A 16,372-nucleotide genomic window follows, 5' to 3' on the forward strand; every position below is an offset into this window, starting at 1 on the left:
ATCATCAAAACAAAACGAAACCGTTTGATACGAAGTGATGAAAAAGCGGACCCGTTTGCGGATCCGCCCATCTCATTATTCTCCTGATGCTCGACGCGTCGATTGACGTGTCTCCTTATGCATTCCCCGTGCATAATAGACGGCAATCAAAATCGCGTACCACAGTGGTCCAACGACCAGAGCGATCCGTGTACTTGCGTCAAATGCCATCAAGACGATGACACCAGCAAGTGCCGCAAGGGCGATATAGTTCGCAATCGGGAAGAACGGGACAGCAAATTCTGCTGAACCATGTACCTTCCGTGCCCGCATCTGAGCGATCAGAATCATTGCCCACGTCCAAACAGCTCCGAACGTCGCGATACTCGTAACGATCGCAAAAACATCTTCCGGTAAGAAGTAGTTCAAAGCGACACCGACGAGCAACGCGACACCTGAAAGAATCGTCGCTAGAGCCGGTACACCGTTTTTCGAGATTTTCGAGAAACGACGTGGTGCTTCACTGTTCTCGGATAAGTTCATCATCATCCGGGCTGTTGAGAAGATACCGGAGTTACATGACGAGAGTGCTGCCGTTAAGACAACGAAGTTGATGATGCCGGCTGCTGCCGGAATACCAAGTGAATCAAATAATAATACGAACGGACTACTATTGTTCGCACCAACTTGATTCCACGGATAAATCGATAAAATGACGAAGAGTGCCCCGATATAGAATACTAAAATTCGAAGGAAAACGTTATTGACGGCCTTTCGAATCGTTTTCTTCGGGTTCTTCGCTTCCCCTGCTGTGACCCCAATCACTTCAATTCCTAAGAACGCAAACATGACCATCTGCATGGCAAGAAGTACTCCACCGAATCCGTTCGGTAAGAATCCACCATGTGACCACAGGTTCGAAATCCCAACCGGTGTGCCGCCGTTTCCAAGACCAATGACAATCGTCAAGGTCCCTAAGATGATCATGGCGACGATCGCGACGATTTTAATCAACGCAAACCAAAATTCGAATTCACCATAAAATTTAACAGCAATGAAGTTGATGCTCGTCATCAAGACAAGTGCTGCTAGTGCCCATACCCACCCCTGAGAATCCGGGAACCATACTTTCATGTAAATACCGACTGCTGTGATTTCCGCCATACACGTAAAAATCCAGAGTAACCAATAATTCCAACCTGTTAAAAAGCCAGCTAATGGACTGACATACTTCCGGGCATACTCCGCAAAACTACCAGCCACCGGCTCCCGCACTGCAAGCTCCCCAAGTGCTCGCATGATAATGAAAATGATGACACCACCAATCAGATAACCAAGTAAGATCCCTGGTCCTGCTAATTGGATCGCTTTTGCTGACCCTAGGAAGAGTCCGACACCGATTGCCGCCCCCAGCGACATCAGTGTAATATGACGTTCTTCCAGTCCCCGATTCAACTCTGTCTGTTGTTTCATTTTTACGACGTCCTTCCCGTCTCTGTTTGTTTCTTAGCAGTTCCCCGTACCGCTACGTTGTCAGTATAAAGAAGATGTGTCGATTTTGTAAACGTTTTCAATGTATATTTCTTACTAAATCCACATACTCGGAATATTCTGATTACGTTAGCAGTATAAAAAAGGAACCACCTGCTACTATGTAGTATACAGGATGGCTCCTTTCGGAAAGTTACAATTGTTATTCAACTTTAGCAAGTGGTACATCCGGTGACTCCGACTTACTCGTCAATCGGAAGATTCCATTTAGCAATAATGCCGTTAGTGACCCTGCGACGATCGGGCTATCCGTCAAGACACGGATTTGTGACGGGAGATCGGCTACGATCTCAGGATTCATACTGATTCCTAGACCAATTCCGAGGGCAAGTGCCACCGTGATGACGTGTTCATTCTTCGAGAAATCCACCCGCGACAGAATACGAATCCCGCTCGCTGCGACCGTTCCGAACATGATCAACATCGCCCCACCTAGGACAGGTTTTGGAATCAACGTCGTGAACGTCGCCACTTTTGGTAAGAAGCCGAGCAAGATTAAAAATCCGCCCGCAAATAAAATGACTTTACGTGTCTTCACGCCAGTCAACTGAACTAGACCGACGTTTTGGCTATAGGTCGTATACGGGAAACTATTAAAGATACCGCCAACGATCGTCGCGACACCCTCTGCCCGGTAGCCACGTGCTAGGTCTTTATCCGTCAAACGGCGATCCGTGATCTCACCAAGTGTCAAGAACACACCTGTCGATTCAACCATCGAGACGAGACCAACGAGCGTCATCGTCAAGATCGCCGTCGCATTGAATGTCGGAACACCGAAGTAGAATGGCGTCACCATTTGGAACCATGACGCTTCCGCCACCGGACTGAAGTCGATCATCCCCATGCCAAACGCAACGAGTGTACTGATCATCACAGCAATCAAGACGGCTGCTGCTTTTGAGAAGACCGTTCCGTAACGATTCAAGATTAAAATCAAGACGATCGTCAGTCCAGCGAGTCCGAGATAACGTGCGTCACCAAAGTCCTTTACGCCCTGTCCGCCTCCGATGTCATTGATTGCAGCCGGAATCAAGGAAATCCCAATGATCGTCACGACAGAACCGAGGACGACTGGCGGGAACAGGACGGCAATCTTACTAAACCAGCCTGAGATGACGAGAATGATCAACCCACTCGCAATCAACGCACCATAAATCGCCGTGATCCCTTGAAGACTACCGATCGCGATCATCGGACCGACTGCGGTGAAGGTACAACCGAGGACGACCGGAAGACCGACGCCTGTATATTTCGTGACGAGCACTTGTAGTAAGGTCGCTACGCCACACATGAAGAGATCAATCGCAACTAAATAAGCAAGTTCTTCTCCCGACAATCCGATCGCACTACCAACGATCAGCGGAACGACAGCTGCTCCTGTGTACATCGCAAGCACATGCTGAAGTCCGAGACTAGCGGCTTTGAAGTTCGATAGTCTCATACGGTCACCGAGTCAACGAACGTCGCTTTTCCGTCCTTCAACGACTCCACACGAGCGAGTGACTCGACGCGGAACCCGGCTTCGATTAACTTTTGACGTCCCGGTTGGAACGACTTTTCAATGACGATTCCAAAACCGGCAACTTCCGCACCTGCCTGCTCAACAAGACGAGCAAGACCAAATGCCGCTTCCCCGTTCGCGAGGAAATCGTCGATGATCAAGACACGTTCACCCGGTTGTAGGTATTTTTCTGCAACCGTAATCGTACTCGTCTGTTGTTTCGTAAACGAGAAGACTTCAGCTGAAATCGTTCCTTCATTCAAGGTGACGGATTTCGTCTTACGAGCATAGACCATTGGTACCCCTAAACGGAGCGCCGTCATCATTGCCGGGGCAATACCACCCGCTTCGATCGTCAAAATCCGCGTGATACCGGCATCTTGGAAGCGATCCATGAACTCATAGGCGATTTCCCACATCAAGGTCGGGTCGACCTGGTGATTTAAAAAGGCATCCACTTTCAATACTTGATCCGATAAGACGATTCCCTCTTGATTAATCATGTCGTGTAGACGTTTCATACATGCATTCTCCTCTTTAAAAACGAAAAAACGTACAGCCGCTACCCGGGGGCAGCCACTGTACGCCAAAAAAGAGAGCAGTAACTCACCACCCGTAGTCGGACCGTTACGGCGATCCGGTAGAGACTCGTGGGCCAATTCCCACTATTATACGAGCGTTGCTATACGTTTACGTTTCGTGATTTTCGTGATGTTTACCATTGTACGGGGTTTAGCGAAAAAGTAAAGACTTTTTCACACCGTGCTTAGGCTTGGCGTTCTTCGACTGCTTGCGCTGCCGTGATGATCGCAAGTTTGTAGACATCTTCTTCGTTACAACCGCGTGAAAGATCGTTGACCGGTTTGTTCAAACCTTGAAGGATCGGACCGATTGCTTCGAATCCACCAAGACGTTGTGCGATTTTGTAGCCAATGTTTCCAGCTTCAAGACTTGGGAAGATGAAGACGTTCGCTTGACCTGCGACATCTGATTCTGGTGCTTTTGATTTCGCGACGCTTGGAACGAATGCTGCATCGAATTGGAGTTCGCCATCGATTGCAAGCTCTGGTGCACGTTCTTTAGCAATGCGAGTTGCTTCAACGACGCGCTCTGTCTCTGGTGATTTTGCTGAACCTTTTGTCGAGAAGCTGAGCAATGCTACTTTAGGGTCGATCCCGAATGTTTTTGCTGTTTTCGCAGATGCGATCGCATTCTCTGCTAGATCGTTCGCATCTGGTGCGATGTTGATTGCGCAGTCCGCGAAGACGTATTGCTCATCGTCACGTACCATAATGAAGACGCCTGATGTTTTTTTATAGCCTTCTTGCATTTTGATGATTTGAAGTGCTGGACGAACTGTATCGCCTGTTGCGTGCATCGCACCCGATACAAGACCTTCTGCTTGTCCTGTGTGAACGAGCATCGTACCGAACGTGTTCACGTCTTTTAAGATGACAGCACGTGCTTGCTCTTCTGTTGCTTTCCCTTTACGACGCTCAACGAACGATGCGACGAGCTCATCAATTCCAGCGTAAGAAGCAGGATCGATCGTATCGAGTCCCGTGACATCGATTCCGTTCGCTGCTGCTGTTTCTTCGATTTGTACACGTGGTCCGATGACGATCGGTGTGACGAGACCGTCTTTCTTCAAACGGACAGCTGCGCCAAGAACACGCGCGTCAATTCCTTCTGGGAAGACGATTTTCGGTTGGTGCGCTTTAATCTTTTGTTCTAACATATCGAATAATTGCATGAGTTTCTCTCCTTTTAGGTAAACACGACGTCGTCGATTTGATCGATTTTCTTTTCCATCGTTTATTATACACAGTTCTCAATCGTTGTTAAAACAATTTGCAAAAAAGTTATCTAACAAAAGCACTGAAGCCATATTCACCGACTATTACAGTCATTTTCAAGAATGGTACAGAGACTATTTCCAAGCAACGTAATCTCCACTTCCCCTTTTACCCACTCTCTGCTTTTTTCATGTGTTACGATCTCATGGACAAAGACCTTTTCGGGCGAAGCGTTTCAATAGAATGTGATAAGATAGGATATGGAAAAAGACAACTTATTTCAGACTCAGGAGGTCATCCCATGCAACATCAAACATCTGAACCGACTGCTACGCAACAAGCCGCTGAAACACTCGACGGCTGGTATACATTACATGATTTCCGCCGGATCGATTGGTCACGCTTAAAACAAGTCGACGCAACAGACCGCGCGCGCATGATTGAAGAGTTCCAAGCCTTCCTCTCAGAGCTTTCTGGTGTCGAAGCGACAAAAGACGGAAGCCACGCACTTTACACGATCATCGGTCAAAAAGCCGATCTCGTCTTGATGGTTCTTCGTCCAACGATGGAACAAATCCAAGACGTCGAAGTCAAAATGCAAAAACTCGATCTCTATGATTACTTGATCCCGACGTATTCTTACGTTTCTGTCGTCGAACTCGGTACGTACCGTGGTTCAGGCGAAGGAAACCCATACGAGAACCCTTACGTGCGTGATCGTCTCTATCCAATCTTGCCGCAAGCGAAGCACATCTGCTTCTACCCGATGAGCAAGTCGCGTCGCGATGGCGACAACTGGTACACGCTCTCAATGGAGAAACGTAAAGAGCTCATGTATCGTCATGGTATGATTGGTCGGAGTTATGCTGGGAAAATTCAGCAAATCATCGGTGGATCAACTGGATTTGACGATTGGGAATGGGGCGTCACGCTCTTCTCAGACGACATTCTCCAGTTCAAGAAAATCGTCTATGAAATGCGTTTTGACGAAGTCAGCGCGAAGTACGGTGAGTTTGGTGAGTTCTTCATCGGGAACCGTCTCGAAAGTGAACAATTAAGTACTCATTTTGCACTTTAATGTGTTGAATGACGTTTGATTGAAATATCTCATGGGAATATACTCCTTGCGGCTACAAAACAGGCTATAAAATAGTAGGTTGATTACGTAAGGAGGAATTACCATGGGGAATGCTATGAACCGATCGACACGATCGCGTGAATTGCAATTCGCTGTGCTTTCAAAAGAGCTGAAACCGGTTGCAGATCGTGTACTGGATCGCTATGAGCAAGCATTATCGAAGCTAAACAAAACACAAACGACAAAACGATGAACTCGTTTTGATACTTACGCCTACTCCATCGCGAGTAGGCGTTTTTCATACAAAAAAAGACCGTTCTTCTCCATGACGGAAGAAAAACGGTCAATCATCATAGTCCTTTGTAGGCACCAATTGCGACAAAGATCCATGCTGCGATGAACAAGACGCCACCAATCGGTGTGATGGCACCCAGTTTTGTTACATTCGTCAATGCCATGACGTACAGACTACCGGAGAAGAAGACGATTCCGGCAAGCATCAGCCATGCAGCCAACGACCATTGCGGGATCGATGCTTTTAATAAGAGTCCCCCGAGTGCTAGAATACCGAGCGAGTGTACCATCTGGTAAAGTACGCCTGTCTGCCAGTTCGCGAGCATCCGTTCCGTCAACATATCTTTTAAGGCGTGTGCACCGAATGCACCTAGTGCGACCGATAACATCATCGAGATCGCGCCAATCATAATGAAAACTTTCATGCTTATTCTCCCCCTAACCGTCGTGCTGGTAAATTCCATTCATAATAATACGATAGCATACGTAAAACGGTGATGAGTCCGAGCAATGTGAACAAATGTAGAGGATTCGTCAATTGGAAACGATCAATCACGAGTGCTGCCATGACGGCCCACATCGCATAGATCTCTTTATGCAAGACGAGTGGTTTCCGACCAGCGAGTAAATCGCGAATCACTCCACCACCAACACCAGTCAGCACAGCAGCTGAAATCGTTGCTGACAATGGCAGTCCTTTTGCTGTCGCCATCAAAGCACCTTGAATCGCAAACGCAGACAATCCGAGCGCATCCGCGAGGACGCCCCAACGTGTCCAGTGCGGCAAGAACAACTGGGGTAACACGAAGATCAACAACGCAACGAGAATCGCGACTAAAAAGAGACCACCTTGCGACCAGAGAGCCGATACCGGTACACCAATCAGTAAATTACGAATAGCACCACCGCCGAATGCTGTGATCAAAGCAAGTAACCAGACACCGAATAAATCATATTTTTCTTCCATCGCAACAATCGCACCACTCATCGCAAAAGCGACCGTGCCGATGATATTCAATAAGTCCCAGGACATGCGCACATTTCACCTTTCTACAAAGAAATTCCAATACTTACTATACTCTCTTTTTAGTTTCCGTAAAGCATTAATTTTCTGTCACCGTTTCGACCGTTTGCGAGTGACGTTTTTAGGTAAAGTAACCTATACTGAAACAAACTGTACAGGAAGCTAGGTGACCGTATGAAACGTTGGGCGCTTTATCGCATCGTCGTCATCGTGACGATGTTCGCACGTTACATCTTTACGATCTATCGATTCACCCGGAAAAACCGGCCAGGTACGAACAACGAAGAGTTTGAGCGCATCATGATCCGGATTGCGCGTGACTATAAGAAAAAAGCATTACGGTTAGAAGGGTTACTGATCAAGCTCGGTCAGTTCTTGTCGATTCGAGCCGATCTATTTCCTCCATCCGTCTTGATGGAACTGACCGAACTCGTCGATAAAGTTCCTTCAAGTAAACTTGGAGAGTCACGTAAGATCATCGAAGAGGATTGGGGTATGCCGATCGAAGAGATCATCTCGGATATCAGTTCCCGTCCTGTCGCTTCTGCCTCGATTGGTGAGGTGTACAGCGGAACCTTAAAATCAAATGGTAAAAAAGTTGCGATCAAAGTTCAGCGACCGAACATCGAACAAATCATCAAAACCGATTTTCGTGCCATGCGTATCGTCATTGCCATGTTGCGCCGAACGTCATTAAACAAATCGACTGATTTGCAAAGCTTATATCGCCAAATGGTCTTTGTCATCGGTGATGAATTGAATTATCGAACTGAATTAAAAAACGGTCTCTACTTTAAAAAGATGTATGAGACGAATCCTGTCATCTATATCCCGAGTTATTATGAAGAACATTGTACGAATCGGGTGCTCGTCATGGAATGGATTGACGGGACACGTATCACCGATCTTGATTATTTAGCGGAACATCAGATTGATCGTGACGAACTAGCGCGTAATCTCTTCTTGAACGCTGGGGAGCAATTACTGTTCGGCGGGAAATTTCACGCCGACCCACACCCGGGCAACGTCCTCGTCCAGTCTGACGGCAAAATCGTCTTGCTTGATTTTGGGATGATTGGAGCGACGACGCCTGATGACATGCGAGCGATTCAGCGAATTCTTCAGTCCTTCGTCACCTTGGATTACGATGCGATCGTTGATGGTCTCGAGGATTTACGGTTCTTATTACCGAATGCAAATAAGCAAAACATTCGACAAGCGATTGAAAAAGCGGTCACATTCTATCTCGAGAGTGATATGGAAAACGTCGATACGAAACTGATTGAGAAGGTCTTATCCGATATCGAATTGCTCGTCCGAAACGAACCGATTCAGCTCCCTGCAGAGTTTGCGTTCTTTGGTCGTGCTGCCTCGACGATTCTTGGAATCCTCCAGATTCTTTCACCACAAATCAATCTGCTGGAACTAGCCAAACCAATGGTTCGACGTTGGCTCGACGACGAAGGGAAAAACCAAAACCGTTACCTCCAGATTGCCGGCTCTTACGGTGCGCGATTGCTCGCCTTCCCGCGCCTTGTCAATGATGCACTCAGCGAACCGACACGTTGGCGGATCATGGAACAACAAAAGTTTTCTCGCGTCGCGAATATCGAGTCACTCAAAATTCGCCAGTGGACGAGTTCACTCGTCGGAATCATCAGCCTTCCCTTTAGCTATCTCGGTTATTATTTTACGCAGTATGACGTCATGGGGATTTCTTTGACGATCGCCGTCATCGCTTTATGGAATGGTCGACGGATCGGACGACAAATTGTCCGGATTGCTGACGAACCGTTCCGATAAACGAAATATCAGTAAACGTCCATTTCGATGGGCGTTTTTTATTTCAGAATAATTTTTCTTCGCGCTTCGAGGTTTTTCCTCGCGTCTCGCGGGGTACAGCTTCAAGTAGAGAGATAATAGTAAGGAGAGGTGAAACACTTGATTGATATTTTAATTGCCATCGTTCCTGCATTAATGTGGGGATCGTTGCCGCTCGTCGTCTCAAAAATCGGAGGCTCAACGGCGCAACAAATTATCGGTACGACTCTGGGTGCGTTGCTTTTCGCGATCGTTACCTTCTTTTTTGTCAGCCCAGAGATGTCGACGACTGCTTGGGTCGCTGGGTTCTTTTCTGGTGCCTTCTGGGCGCTCGGTCAAAAAAATCAATTTGCCGCATTCCGGCAAATGGGTGTCTCAAAGACGATGCCCATCTCAACAGGGATGCAACTCGTCGGAACATCGTTGTTTGGTGTTCTTGCTTTTGGAGAATGGTCAACGACAACTGCGTTGATTCTCGGAATCAGTGCCCTTGTATTGATCATTGCCGGAGCAGCTTTCACGTCTTACAAGGAAGATAAGAGCAAAGAAGATGAGAATATCGGAAAAGGACTGACGCTCCTCCTCATCTCGACTGTCGGGTATGTCGGCTACGTCGTCATTGCCCGTTGGTTCGATATCAATGGATGGGAAGCAGTCCTACCACAAGCGATTGGGATGGTCGTGAGTGCGATTCTTCTTTCTTTACGAGAAGGAGATCTCTTCACGAAGAAAACAGCTGGCAATACTATCGGTGGACTCATGTGGGCTGTCGGGAACGTCGCTTTATTATTTGCGACGGCAAAAGTCGGTGTCGCAACGAGTTTCTCCTTATCTCAAACAGGAGTCGTCATCTCAACGATTGGCGGTGTCCTCTTACTGAAAGAATCAAAAACGAAGAAAGAGATGACGTTCGTCATCATCGGTTGTATTTTAGTTGTTGCTGGCGGAATCATGATTGGATTTACGAAACAATAATGAAGGAGTGAAGCATCATGTATGAGAGTTTAAAAGGAAAAGTAGCCATCGTAACAGGTGGGTCAATGGGAATCGGTGAGGCTATCGTTCGTCGTTATGCAGAAGAAGGTATGCGTGTCGTCATCAACTATCGCAGTCATCCGGAAGAAGCAAAAAAAATCGCAGAATCGATTCAAGAACAGGGCGGCGAAGCCATTACGATTCAAGGGGATGTCTCAAAAGAAGACGATATGATCAACCTCGTTAAAGAGACTGTTGATCATTTTGGTAAATTGGACGTTTTCGTTAACAATGCTGGAGTAGAAATGCCATCTCCTTCACACGAGATGTCGCTTGAAGATTGGCAAAAAGTCATCGACGTCAACTTAACAGGTGCATTCCTCGGTGCGCGTGAAGCACTGAAATATTTCGTCGAACACGATGTCAAAGGTAGTATCATCAATCTATCAAGTGTTCATGAAATCATCCCATGGCCGACGTTCGTTCACTACGCTGCAAGTAAAGGTGGCGTCAAATTGATGACACAAACCCTGGCGATGGAATATGCACCAAAAGGCATCCGGGTCAATGCGATTGGACCTGGTGCGATTAATACACCGATCAACGCTGAAAAATTCGAAGATCCGGAACAACGAAAAGAAGTCGAGAGCATGATTCCAATGGGCAATATCGGAAAACCTGAGGAAATTTCAGCCGTTGCCGCATGGCTTGCGTCGGACGAAGCAAGTTATGTCACAGGTATCACACTCTTTGCGGACGGCGGGATGACACTTTATCCGTCGTTCCAGGCAGGACGCGGTTAACCTATTTTGAATAGACAAGGAGAGAACCGCTCATGACCACTTTTTTCTCATTGATCCGTCGCGGCAATAAGTCAGCACTTGCTGCTGCAATCGTCAACACAATCATTGCTATCATCAAGTTCGTCGCTTATATCTTGACTGGGAACGTTGCAATGTTTGCTGAAATGATGCATACGATCGGTGACGCGGCGAATCAGTTTTTCGTCTATATCGGTTCTGCTCTAAGTAAAAAAGCACCAACGAAACGATTCCCGAACGGATTCGGTCGCCTTGTTAACCTCGTGTTACTTGCTGCAATCATCGTCGTTGCGTTGCTTGCGTATGAGACGATTCGGGAAGGCATCTTGCATATCGCACACGGTCCTGGCGAAGAGACGACTGGGCTTTGGATCATTTTGACAGCACTTGGAATTGGTGTCGTCCTCGAAGTCGGTGTCTTTTATAAAGCAATGATCGAGATTGCTCATGAAACCGGACTCAAATCCCGAGGATTGACGCTTGTCGGACAAAGCTTCACCCATCTTGCGCAAGCAAAACCAGCGACACGGCTTGTCTTCATGGAAGACCTTGTTGCGACTCTTGGTGGTATCATCGCAATCATCGCCGTTCTGATTTCGCATTATACATCGTTTTATCAAGCAGAGGGCATTGCATCGATTTTAATTGGTCTGATGATGTTCTACGTCGTTTATAATGTTTTTATTCAAAATGCTGCCGGTGCACTCGGTGAGATTGATGAAGTATTGACTGCTAAAATCGGTGAAATCCTATTACGTGATGAAGCGGTTCGTGATATTGAAAAGCTTGAAGTCATCAAGGAAGGGGATCACTTCCATGTCGAGACAGAGATTGAAGTGGATCCTAACTTAACGATTGCCCAAGCGGACGACATCAAGGACCGGCTTGAACTTCAAATCCGAATTCTTAAAGGGATCACCGATGTCACGATTTCCTTTGATGAAGATGATAAAGTACAGCAGTATCAATCCCCCTCACCACCTGTAGAGTAAACAAAAAGCCATCGATTCCGATGGCTTTTTGTGTGCATTCATTAGCGTGCAGCGCGGACGAATCCGGCTTCTTCTGCTTCTTTTTCCGTACAGAACCGTTGCTCTGGCTTCACTTCATCGTAGGACTGACCTCCCGGTACATGGTAGATTTTTTTACCCGACCGATTGACGTTGCCTTTGATGTCGCAGGATTTCGTTTCTGTAATCGCTTGAGCGTCGAAGCCACGATTCGTAACGTAGCCATCGTGCTCCCAAATCTTTTTCTTCGCCTGCTTGGCTTCCTGTTCAATCTGTTCGAACATATCGACATAACGTGTGTCCGGCTCATAGACGAACGCTACACGTGCGAGTCCTTTTCGAAGTAACTCCTGATTCAACATCTTATCGCCGTACCAGACGTATGCGAGTAATCTTCCATATCGATCAGTCCGGGAATGATCACGCTCCAACCGAATAGCCGTCCCGCTCGGTAAGGTCTCTTTCGTAAATGCTGAAGCTTCCGTTCCATACGGTTGAACCGGTGTATCCGGTTTGACGGTTTCTGGTGTATCGACAAGGAGTAGACGAACGTCCTCCGTTTTCCCATCCTCCAACTTCACTTTTAACGTATCCCCATCGATGACGCGTTCAACCGTCGCCTTCGTGATTTTTTCGTCATCGGGTTGCTTGATGCCAAGCAAGTCAGTTTCTTCTGGTGCACAACCGATGAGAACGAATAGAAAAAGTAGACTTATCATGGTGTATCGTCTCACTTCTGTTTCGCTCCTTTCCATGAAAATACGGATTCGGTCAAAGTCCGAACCCGCATACGCTATCTTGTTTATTCGTTAGTCTGCTGAAAGAACCGTTTCGACTTCATTTCGGTTCGTATACAGTTGATAGAACGCTTCCGCTACATTTTTCGGATCAAGTGCCGTTCCACGCTTCACTTCCCCGGCAATCGTGACGGTTCCGACGTAGACACCGTCTTCCTTCAACGTATCGTGTAACATATGCGTCACTTGGCGAACGCCTGCCTTCCCGATTGAAAGTCCTGGTAGCGATTTGATCGCTTGCATCGCAGCGCCGCCTCCAGTAATCAGGATAGCGCCGTCTTTCCGTTTTTGCATCGACGGAGCAACGAGTTGTGCGGCATGCAGTGCACCGAGCACGTCGATTTCGAACTCTTTCGTAATCTGTTCTGCCGAGACTTCAAGGACAGACGCTTGATGTAAAATCGAAGCATTGTAGACTAAGACATCAACTTGTCCGTATTGCTCCTCTGTCCATTCGATGAGGGATGCGATATCAGCTTTTCGTGAAGCATCACATTCCACTCCGACCGCTTCCACGCCCGCTTCTTTTAGTTCCGTGATGACGGCTGCGAGTGTTTCTTGCGTCCGCGCCGCACAAACGACTTGAAAGCCTTCTTGTCCGAATCGTTTACTGATTTCATATCCGTTTCCTGGTCCTGCTCCGATGACGATTACTGTTTTCATGACGTATCTCCCCTTCTCGTTTCAACTGTGATGGTTATTCCCTGAATCGCGTCATTTCATTCAAAAATCGAGCAATGAAGTGCCTTTTTCTTCTTTCTCCTGCGAAACACCCATGAAACGCGCTAACATCGGATCGACTGTTGGTGTTGCCTGAGGTGTTGACGTAGGTAGCGATATCGTTGAACTTGATGTCGCCTCAGATTCAAGTAATAGTTCACAGTACGCCTTCATTGCTGCAATCTGCTCTTTCTGCGCGGCTCCTGTCGTTTGCTCAATGCGTTGCATCGCTTGACGCATCTTTTCGATGATGTGTTGTTCCGTAATCATCTTGTATTCCTCCTTATGGTAGATTGAGGGTATGAACTTGAAAAGGATGTGTTTTCCATGATTCGTACCGCTTTAGTTGGTTTTGGTATTGCCGGTGAACATTTACATGCTCCTTATTTACACGCACCTGATTATCAGTTAGTCGCTGTTCAGTCGAGTCGTCCGGAAGCAGTCGCTGCTTATGACGCGACGCTACCTGTTTATTCGACACTTGAAGCCCTGCTCGCTAAAGAACAGATCGATTTAGTCGTCATCGCGACAGCAAATGAGCTACATTATCCACTTGCGCGCCTCGCTTTGCTATCGGGCTGTGATGTACTCGTCGAGAAACCGTTCACTGTCACGCTCGAAGAAGCCGAAACGTTGACAGAACTAGCACGTGTACACGATCGGTTACTGACAGTTTATCATAATCGTCGGTATACGAAGGACTTTCGAACGCTGATGACCTTACTCGAATCCGGACGTCTCGGCACCCTCCAAACGTTTGAAGCGCATTATGATCGCTATCGCCCAGACGTTGAGGATCGTTGGCGCGAACAGGACGTACCCGGTGCTGGTCTCTTGTACGATCTTGGATCACACTTGATCGATCAAGCACTCGTCGCCTTCGATGAAATTCCGGATCGCGTCTTTTGTGACCAAACGATTCAACGGCAAGGTGGGATCGTTGATGACTATACACATCTGATTTTAGCATTCGGTACACGACGCGCTATTTTACACATCGGTTCCATCGTTCCGGCTGTTGGTCCTTCGCTAATGGTACATGGGACAAAGGCTAGCTATTTCGTCGATGAAGTCGATACGAAACGCGCGACGTATCAATTGGCTGAAGCAAACGGTCCCCTTGAAGACTTTTCTTTTGTCTCCGGGCAATTTGGGGATTATTATACAGACCTCGCCCCAGCCATTCGACAGCGAACAACCCCACCTGTCTCTCCGAAACAGGCTGAACTCGTCATGAAAATCATTGATCGTGCTCAAAAAAGTGCAAAATCGGGTACATGGATAGAAGTAGACTAACTATCCATTCAGACGAACAGGGGGAAGACAAGATGTTTTCAAGTACGGAACGGACAGCTTGGTTAGAAGAAATGGGACAAGAACTTTTAGACGTGCTCGTCATCGGGGGCGGTATCACGGGAGCCGGTATTTTGCTTGACGCACAAAGTCGAGGCATGCGGACAGGATTGATTGAGATGCAGGACTTCGCCGAAGGGACATCGAGCCGATCGACGAAACTCGTCCATGGTGGATTGCGTTATCTGAAGCAGTTCGAAATCAAACTGGTTGCCGAAGTCGGAAAAGAACGTGCCATCGTGTATGAGAACGCCCCACACGTGACGACGCCGGAGTGGATGATGCTTCCACTCGTCGAAGGCGGAACGTTCGGCAGCTTCTCGACATCCATCGGCCTACGCGTCTATGACCAGCTCGCAGGCGTCAAACGCAATGAACGCCGGACGATGCTCAGTAAAGAAGAAACATTACGTTACGAGCCATTATTACGTTCGGAACACTTAGTCGGTGGTGGTCGTTATGTCGAATATAAAACGGATGATGCCCGATTGACAGTCGAAGTCTTAAAGGCAGCTGTTGGTTACGGTGGACGTGCCGTCAACTATACGAAGGCTGAATCGCTCGTCTACCACAATGGAAAAGTTGTCGGTGTCGAAGTCCGTGACGTCTTAAGTGACAAAACGTATACGATTCGGGCGAAGAAAATCATCAATGCAACCGGTCCGTGGGTCGACGAACTACGTGAAAAAGATGGTTCGAAAGCTGGGAAATCGCTCCACCTGACGAAAGGGATTCATCTCGTCATCGATCAAGCGCATTTCCCACTCCAACAGGCTGTTTATTTCGACGTTCCAGATGGTCGGATGATCTTTGCGATTCCACGCGAAGGGAAAACCTATGTCGGAACGACTGACACGAACTATAAAGGAGATATTCTTGAACCGGGTGTCACCGTTGAGGATCAGGACTATATCCTAGAGGCGACAAATCAAATGTTCAACGTCGAGTTACGACCTGAACACGTCGAATCGACATGGTCTGGACTACGCCCACTCATTCATGAAGATGGAAAGGACCCGAGTGAACTGTCTCGAAAAGATGAAATCTTCGTCTCGAAATCCGGGCTGATGTCAATCGCTGGTGGGAAGTTGACCGGGTACCGGAAGATGGCAGAACGAATTATCGATATGGTCGCAGACCAATTCAAGACAGAAGAAAATCGGATTTACCTCGCTTCCCGTACGCACGATATCTTGCTTGGTGGTGGTCATCCACAAGGAAGTAAAGGATTTGCCCGCTACTTGAAGGAACAACAACCAAAAGGAGAAGCACTCGGATTGTCACCGAATGAGGCGACATGGCTCATCCAACGTTACGGTACGAATGTCGAACGTGTCTTTGAATTGATTCGGACACGTGGTGACGAGGCGGCTCGTTATCAATTACCGTTACACTGGTTCGGCGCCCTTCTATATGGATTAGAAGCTGAGCTCGTCATGCAACCCGGTGACTTCTTGAACCGTCGTGCTTCAGCCGTCTTCTTTGATTTCCCTCACGCTGAACAGTACGCAGATGGTGTTCTCGCCTTGATGCGTAGCGAACTCGGCTGGTCGGCAGAAGATGAAGCGAGAGCCAATGAAAGTATTCGTCGTGAATTTGATGCGGTCCGCGTCAAAGGACCTGTTCCACTTTCCTAACATCAAAAGACC

At 47.5% G+C, this 16,372-nt stretch carries 17 protein-coding genes and 1 riboswitch; of the genes, 8 read left to right on the plus strand and 9 right to left on the minus strand.

Features of this window, described 5'->3' with window-relative positions; translation table 11 throughout:
- Positions 1-75: 75 nt before the first annotated feature.
- From KNQ14_RS14830 to pta, 4 genes are all read right to left on the minus strand, one after another.
- Entirely contained in the window at positions 76-1,452 is a 1,377-nt protein-coding gene (locus tag KNQ14_RS14830; protein WP_214861562.1) for an amino acid permease, read from the minus strand.
- A 220-nt stretch (positions 1,453-1,672) separates the two neighbouring features.
- The gene (locus KNQ14_RS14835; protein ID WP_214861563.1) at positions 1,673-2,974 is read right to left on the minus strand and encodes a nucleobase:cation symporter-2 family protein; all 1,302 of its coding nucleotides are present in this window, start codon (positions 2,972-2,974) and stop codon (positions 1,673-1,675) included.
- Positions 2,971-3,555 carry a xanthine phosphoribosyltransferase gene (locus KNQ14_RS14840; protein WP_023466757.1) on the minus strand — a complete coding sequence of 195 codons (585 nt, stop codon included), beginning with the start codon at positions 3,553-3,555 and terminating at the stop codon, positions 2,971-2,973. Before KNQ14_RS14840 ends, KNQ14_RS14835 begins: the two co-directional genes overlap by 4 nt.
- A 75-nt stretch (positions 3,556-3,630) precedes the next feature.
- A riboswitch (purine riboswitch) is annotated at positions 3,631-3,730 on the minus strand.
- A 70-nt stretch (positions 3,731-3,800) separates the two neighbouring features.
- On the minus strand, positions 3,801-4,787 hold the full coding sequence (gene pta, locus KNQ14_RS14845; protein WP_055969917.1) for a phosphate acetyltransferase: 987 nt from the start codon (positions 4,785-4,787) through the stop codon (positions 3,801-3,803).
- A 344-nt stretch (positions 4,788-5,131) separates the two neighbouring features.
- On the opposite strand from pta, the gene hemQ reads away from it, so the two are divergent.
- Positions 5,132-5,908 carry a hydrogen peroxide-dependent heme synthase gene (hemQ, locus tag KNQ14_RS14850; RefSeq protein ID WP_214858675.1) on the plus strand — a complete coding sequence of 259 codons (777 nt, stop codon included), beginning with the start codon at positions 5,132-5,134 and terminating at the stop codon, positions 5,906-5,908.
- Between the two features lie 103 nt (positions 5,909-6,011).
- A complete protein-coding gene (locus tag KNQ14_RS14855) occupies positions 6,012-6,161 on the plus strand; it encodes a hypothetical protein (RefSeq protein ID WP_023466754.1) in 150 nt (49 codons plus the stop codon).
- 97 nt (positions 6,162-6,258) lie between these two features.
- On the opposite strand, the gene KNQ14_RS14860 is transcribed toward KNQ14_RS14855, so the two are convergent.
- Positions 6,259-6,627 carry a DUF423 domain-containing protein gene (locus KNQ14_RS14860; RefSeq protein ID WP_023466753.1) on the minus strand — a complete coding sequence of 123 codons (369 nt, stop codon included), beginning with the start codon at positions 6,625-6,627 and terminating at the stop codon, positions 6,259-6,261.
- Between the two features lie 2 nt (positions 6,628-6,629).
- Positions 6,630-7,235 (minus strand): trimeric intracellular cation channel family protein, encoded by a 606-nt coding sequence (locus KNQ14_RS14865; RefSeq protein ID WP_214861566.1) that lies wholly within the window; start codon positions 7,233-7,235, stop codon positions 6,630-6,632.
- 165 nt (positions 7,236-7,400) lie between these two features.
- On the opposite strand from KNQ14_RS14865, the gene KNQ14_RS14870 reads away from it, so the two are divergent.
- The 4 genes from KNQ14_RS14870 to KNQ14_RS14885 all read left to right on the plus strand — a co-directional run bounded on the left by KNQ14_RS14870 (position 7,401) and on the right by KNQ14_RS14885 (position 11,835).
- Positions 7,401-9,029 (plus strand): ABC1 kinase family protein, encoded by a 1,629-nt coding sequence (locus KNQ14_RS14870; protein WP_058265463.1) that lies wholly within the window; start codon positions 7,401-7,403, stop codon positions 9,027-9,029.
- Positions 9,030-9,170: 141 nt separating this feature from the next.
- Complete coding sequence (locus tag KNQ14_RS14875) at positions 9,171-10,022, plus strand: GRP family sugar transporter (RefSeq protein WP_214858795.1); 852 nt, start codon at positions 9,171-9,173, stop codon at positions 10,020-10,022.
- A gap of 17 nt (positions 10,023-10,039) precedes the next feature.
- Positions 10,040-10,825: a glucose 1-dehydrogenase gene (locus KNQ14_RS14880; RefSeq protein WP_214858674.1), complete on the plus strand. Its 786-nt coding sequence runs from the start codon at positions 10,040-10,042 to the stop codon at positions 10,823-10,825.
- A 32-nt stretch (positions 10,826-10,857) separates the two neighbouring features.
- Positions 10,858-11,835 (plus strand): cation diffusion facilitator family transporter, encoded by a 978-nt coding sequence (locus KNQ14_RS14885; RefSeq protein ID WP_214861568.1) that lies wholly within the window; start codon positions 10,858-10,860, stop codon positions 11,833-11,835.
- 41 nt (positions 11,836-11,876) lie between these two features.
- Here KNQ14_RS14885 and KNQ14_RS14890 read toward each other — a convergent pair whose 3' ends face one another.
- The 3 genes from KNQ14_RS14890 to KNQ14_RS14900 form a co-directional block, all read right to left on the minus strand.
- Positions 11,877-12,572: a thermonuclease family protein gene (locus KNQ14_RS14890; protein ID WP_251138420.1), complete on the minus strand. Its 696-nt coding sequence runs from the start codon at positions 12,570-12,572 to the stop codon at positions 11,877-11,879.
- 90 nt (positions 12,573-12,662) lie between these two features.
- Positions 12,663-13,313 carry an SDR family NAD(P)-dependent oxidoreductase gene (locus KNQ14_RS14895; RefSeq protein ID WP_214858671.1) on the minus strand — a complete coding sequence of 217 codons (651 nt, stop codon included), beginning with the start codon at positions 13,311-13,313 and terminating at the stop codon, positions 12,663-12,665.
- A gap of 60 nt (positions 13,314-13,373) precedes the next feature.
- Positions 13,374-13,640: a DUF5327 family protein gene (locus KNQ14_RS14900; protein ID WP_058265458.1), complete on the minus strand. Its 267-nt coding sequence runs from the start codon at positions 13,638-13,640 to the stop codon at positions 13,374-13,376.
- A gap of 57 nt (positions 13,641-13,697) precedes the next feature.
- Here KNQ14_RS14900 and KNQ14_RS14905 point away from each other — a divergent pair, with 57 nt between their 5' ends.
- Both KNQ14_RS14905 and KNQ14_RS14910 read left to right on the plus strand, forming a co-directional pair.
- Positions 13,698-14,666 carry a Gfo/Idh/MocA family oxidoreductase gene (locus KNQ14_RS14905; RefSeq protein WP_214861572.1) on the plus strand — a complete coding sequence of 323 codons (969 nt, stop codon included), beginning with the start codon at positions 13,698-13,700 and terminating at the stop codon, positions 14,664-14,666.
- A gap of 32 nt (positions 14,667-14,698) precedes the next feature.
- Complete coding sequence (locus KNQ14_RS14910; protein WP_214861573.1) at positions 14,699-16,360, plus strand: glycerol-3-phosphate dehydrogenase/oxidase; 1,662 nt, start codon at positions 14,699-14,701, stop codon at positions 16,358-16,360.
- Positions 16,361-16,372: the final 12 nt, after the last annotated feature.

The sequence above is a fragment of the Exiguobacterium sp. s161 genome, assembly GCF_018619045.1.
Classification (GTDB): domain Bacteria; phylum Bacillota; class Bacilli; order Exiguobacteriales; family Exiguobacteriaceae; genus Exiguobacterium_A; species Exiguobacterium_A indicum.

Coding starts and splice junctions, on each gene's coding strand:
- KNQ14_RS14830 (WP_214861562.1), bottom strand. CDS start 1,452: ATGAAACAACAGACAGAGTTGAATCGGGGACTGGAAGAACGTCATATT.
- KNQ14_RS14835 (WP_214861563.1), bottom strand. CDS start 2,974: ATGAGACTATCGAACTTCAAAGCCGCTAGTCTCGGACTTCAGCATGTG.
- KNQ14_RS14840 (WP_023466757.1), bottom strand. CDS start 3,555: ATGAAACGTCTACACGACATGATTAATCAAGAGGGAATCGTCTTATCG.
- pta (WP_055969917.1), bottom strand. CDS start 4,787: ATGCAATTATTCGATATGTTAGAACAAAAGATTAAAGCGCACCAACCG.
- hemQ (WP_214858675.1), top strand. CDS start 5,132: ATGCAACATCAAACATCTGAACCGACTGCTACGCAACAAGCCGCTGAA.
- KNQ14_RS14855 (WP_023466754.1), top strand. CDS start 6,012: ATGGGGAATGCTATGAACCGATCGACACGATCGCGTGAATTGCAATTC.
- KNQ14_RS14860 (WP_023466753.1), bottom strand. CDS start 6,627: ATGAAAGTTTTCATTATGATTGGCGCGATCTCGATGATGTTATCGGTC.
- KNQ14_RS14865 (WP_214861566.1), bottom strand. CDS start 7,235: ATGTCCTGGGACTTATTGAATATCATCGGCACGGTCGCTTTTGCGATG.
- KNQ14_RS14870 (WP_058265463.1), top strand. CDS start 7,401: ATGAAACGTTGGGCGCTTTATCGCATCGTCGTCATCGTGACGATGTTC.
- KNQ14_RS14880 (WP_214858674.1), top strand. CDS start 10,040: ATGTATGAGAGTTTAAAAGGAAAAGTAGCCATCGTAACAGGTGGGTCA.
- KNQ14_RS14885 (WP_214861568.1), top strand. CDS start 10,858: ATGACCACTTTTTTCTCATTGATCCGTCGCGGCAATAAGTCAGCACTT.
- KNQ14_RS14890 (WP_251138420.1), bottom strand. CDS start 12,572: ATGATAAGTCTACTTTTTCTATTCGTTCTCATCGGTTGTGCACCAGAA.
- KNQ14_RS14895 (WP_214858671.1), bottom strand. CDS start 13,313: ATGAAAACAGTAATCGTCATCGGAGCAGGACCAGGAAACGGATATGAA.
- KNQ14_RS14900 (WP_058265458.1), bottom strand. CDS start 13,640: ATGATTACGGAACAACACATCATCGAAAAGATGCGTCAAGCGATGCAA.
- KNQ14_RS14905 (WP_214861572.1), top strand. CDS start 13,698: ATGATTCGTACCGCTTTAGTTGGTTTTGGTATTGCCGGTGAACATTTA.
- KNQ14_RS14910 (WP_214861573.1), top strand. CDS start 14,699: ATGTTTTCAAGTACGGAACGGACAGCTTGGTTAGAAGAAATGGGACAA.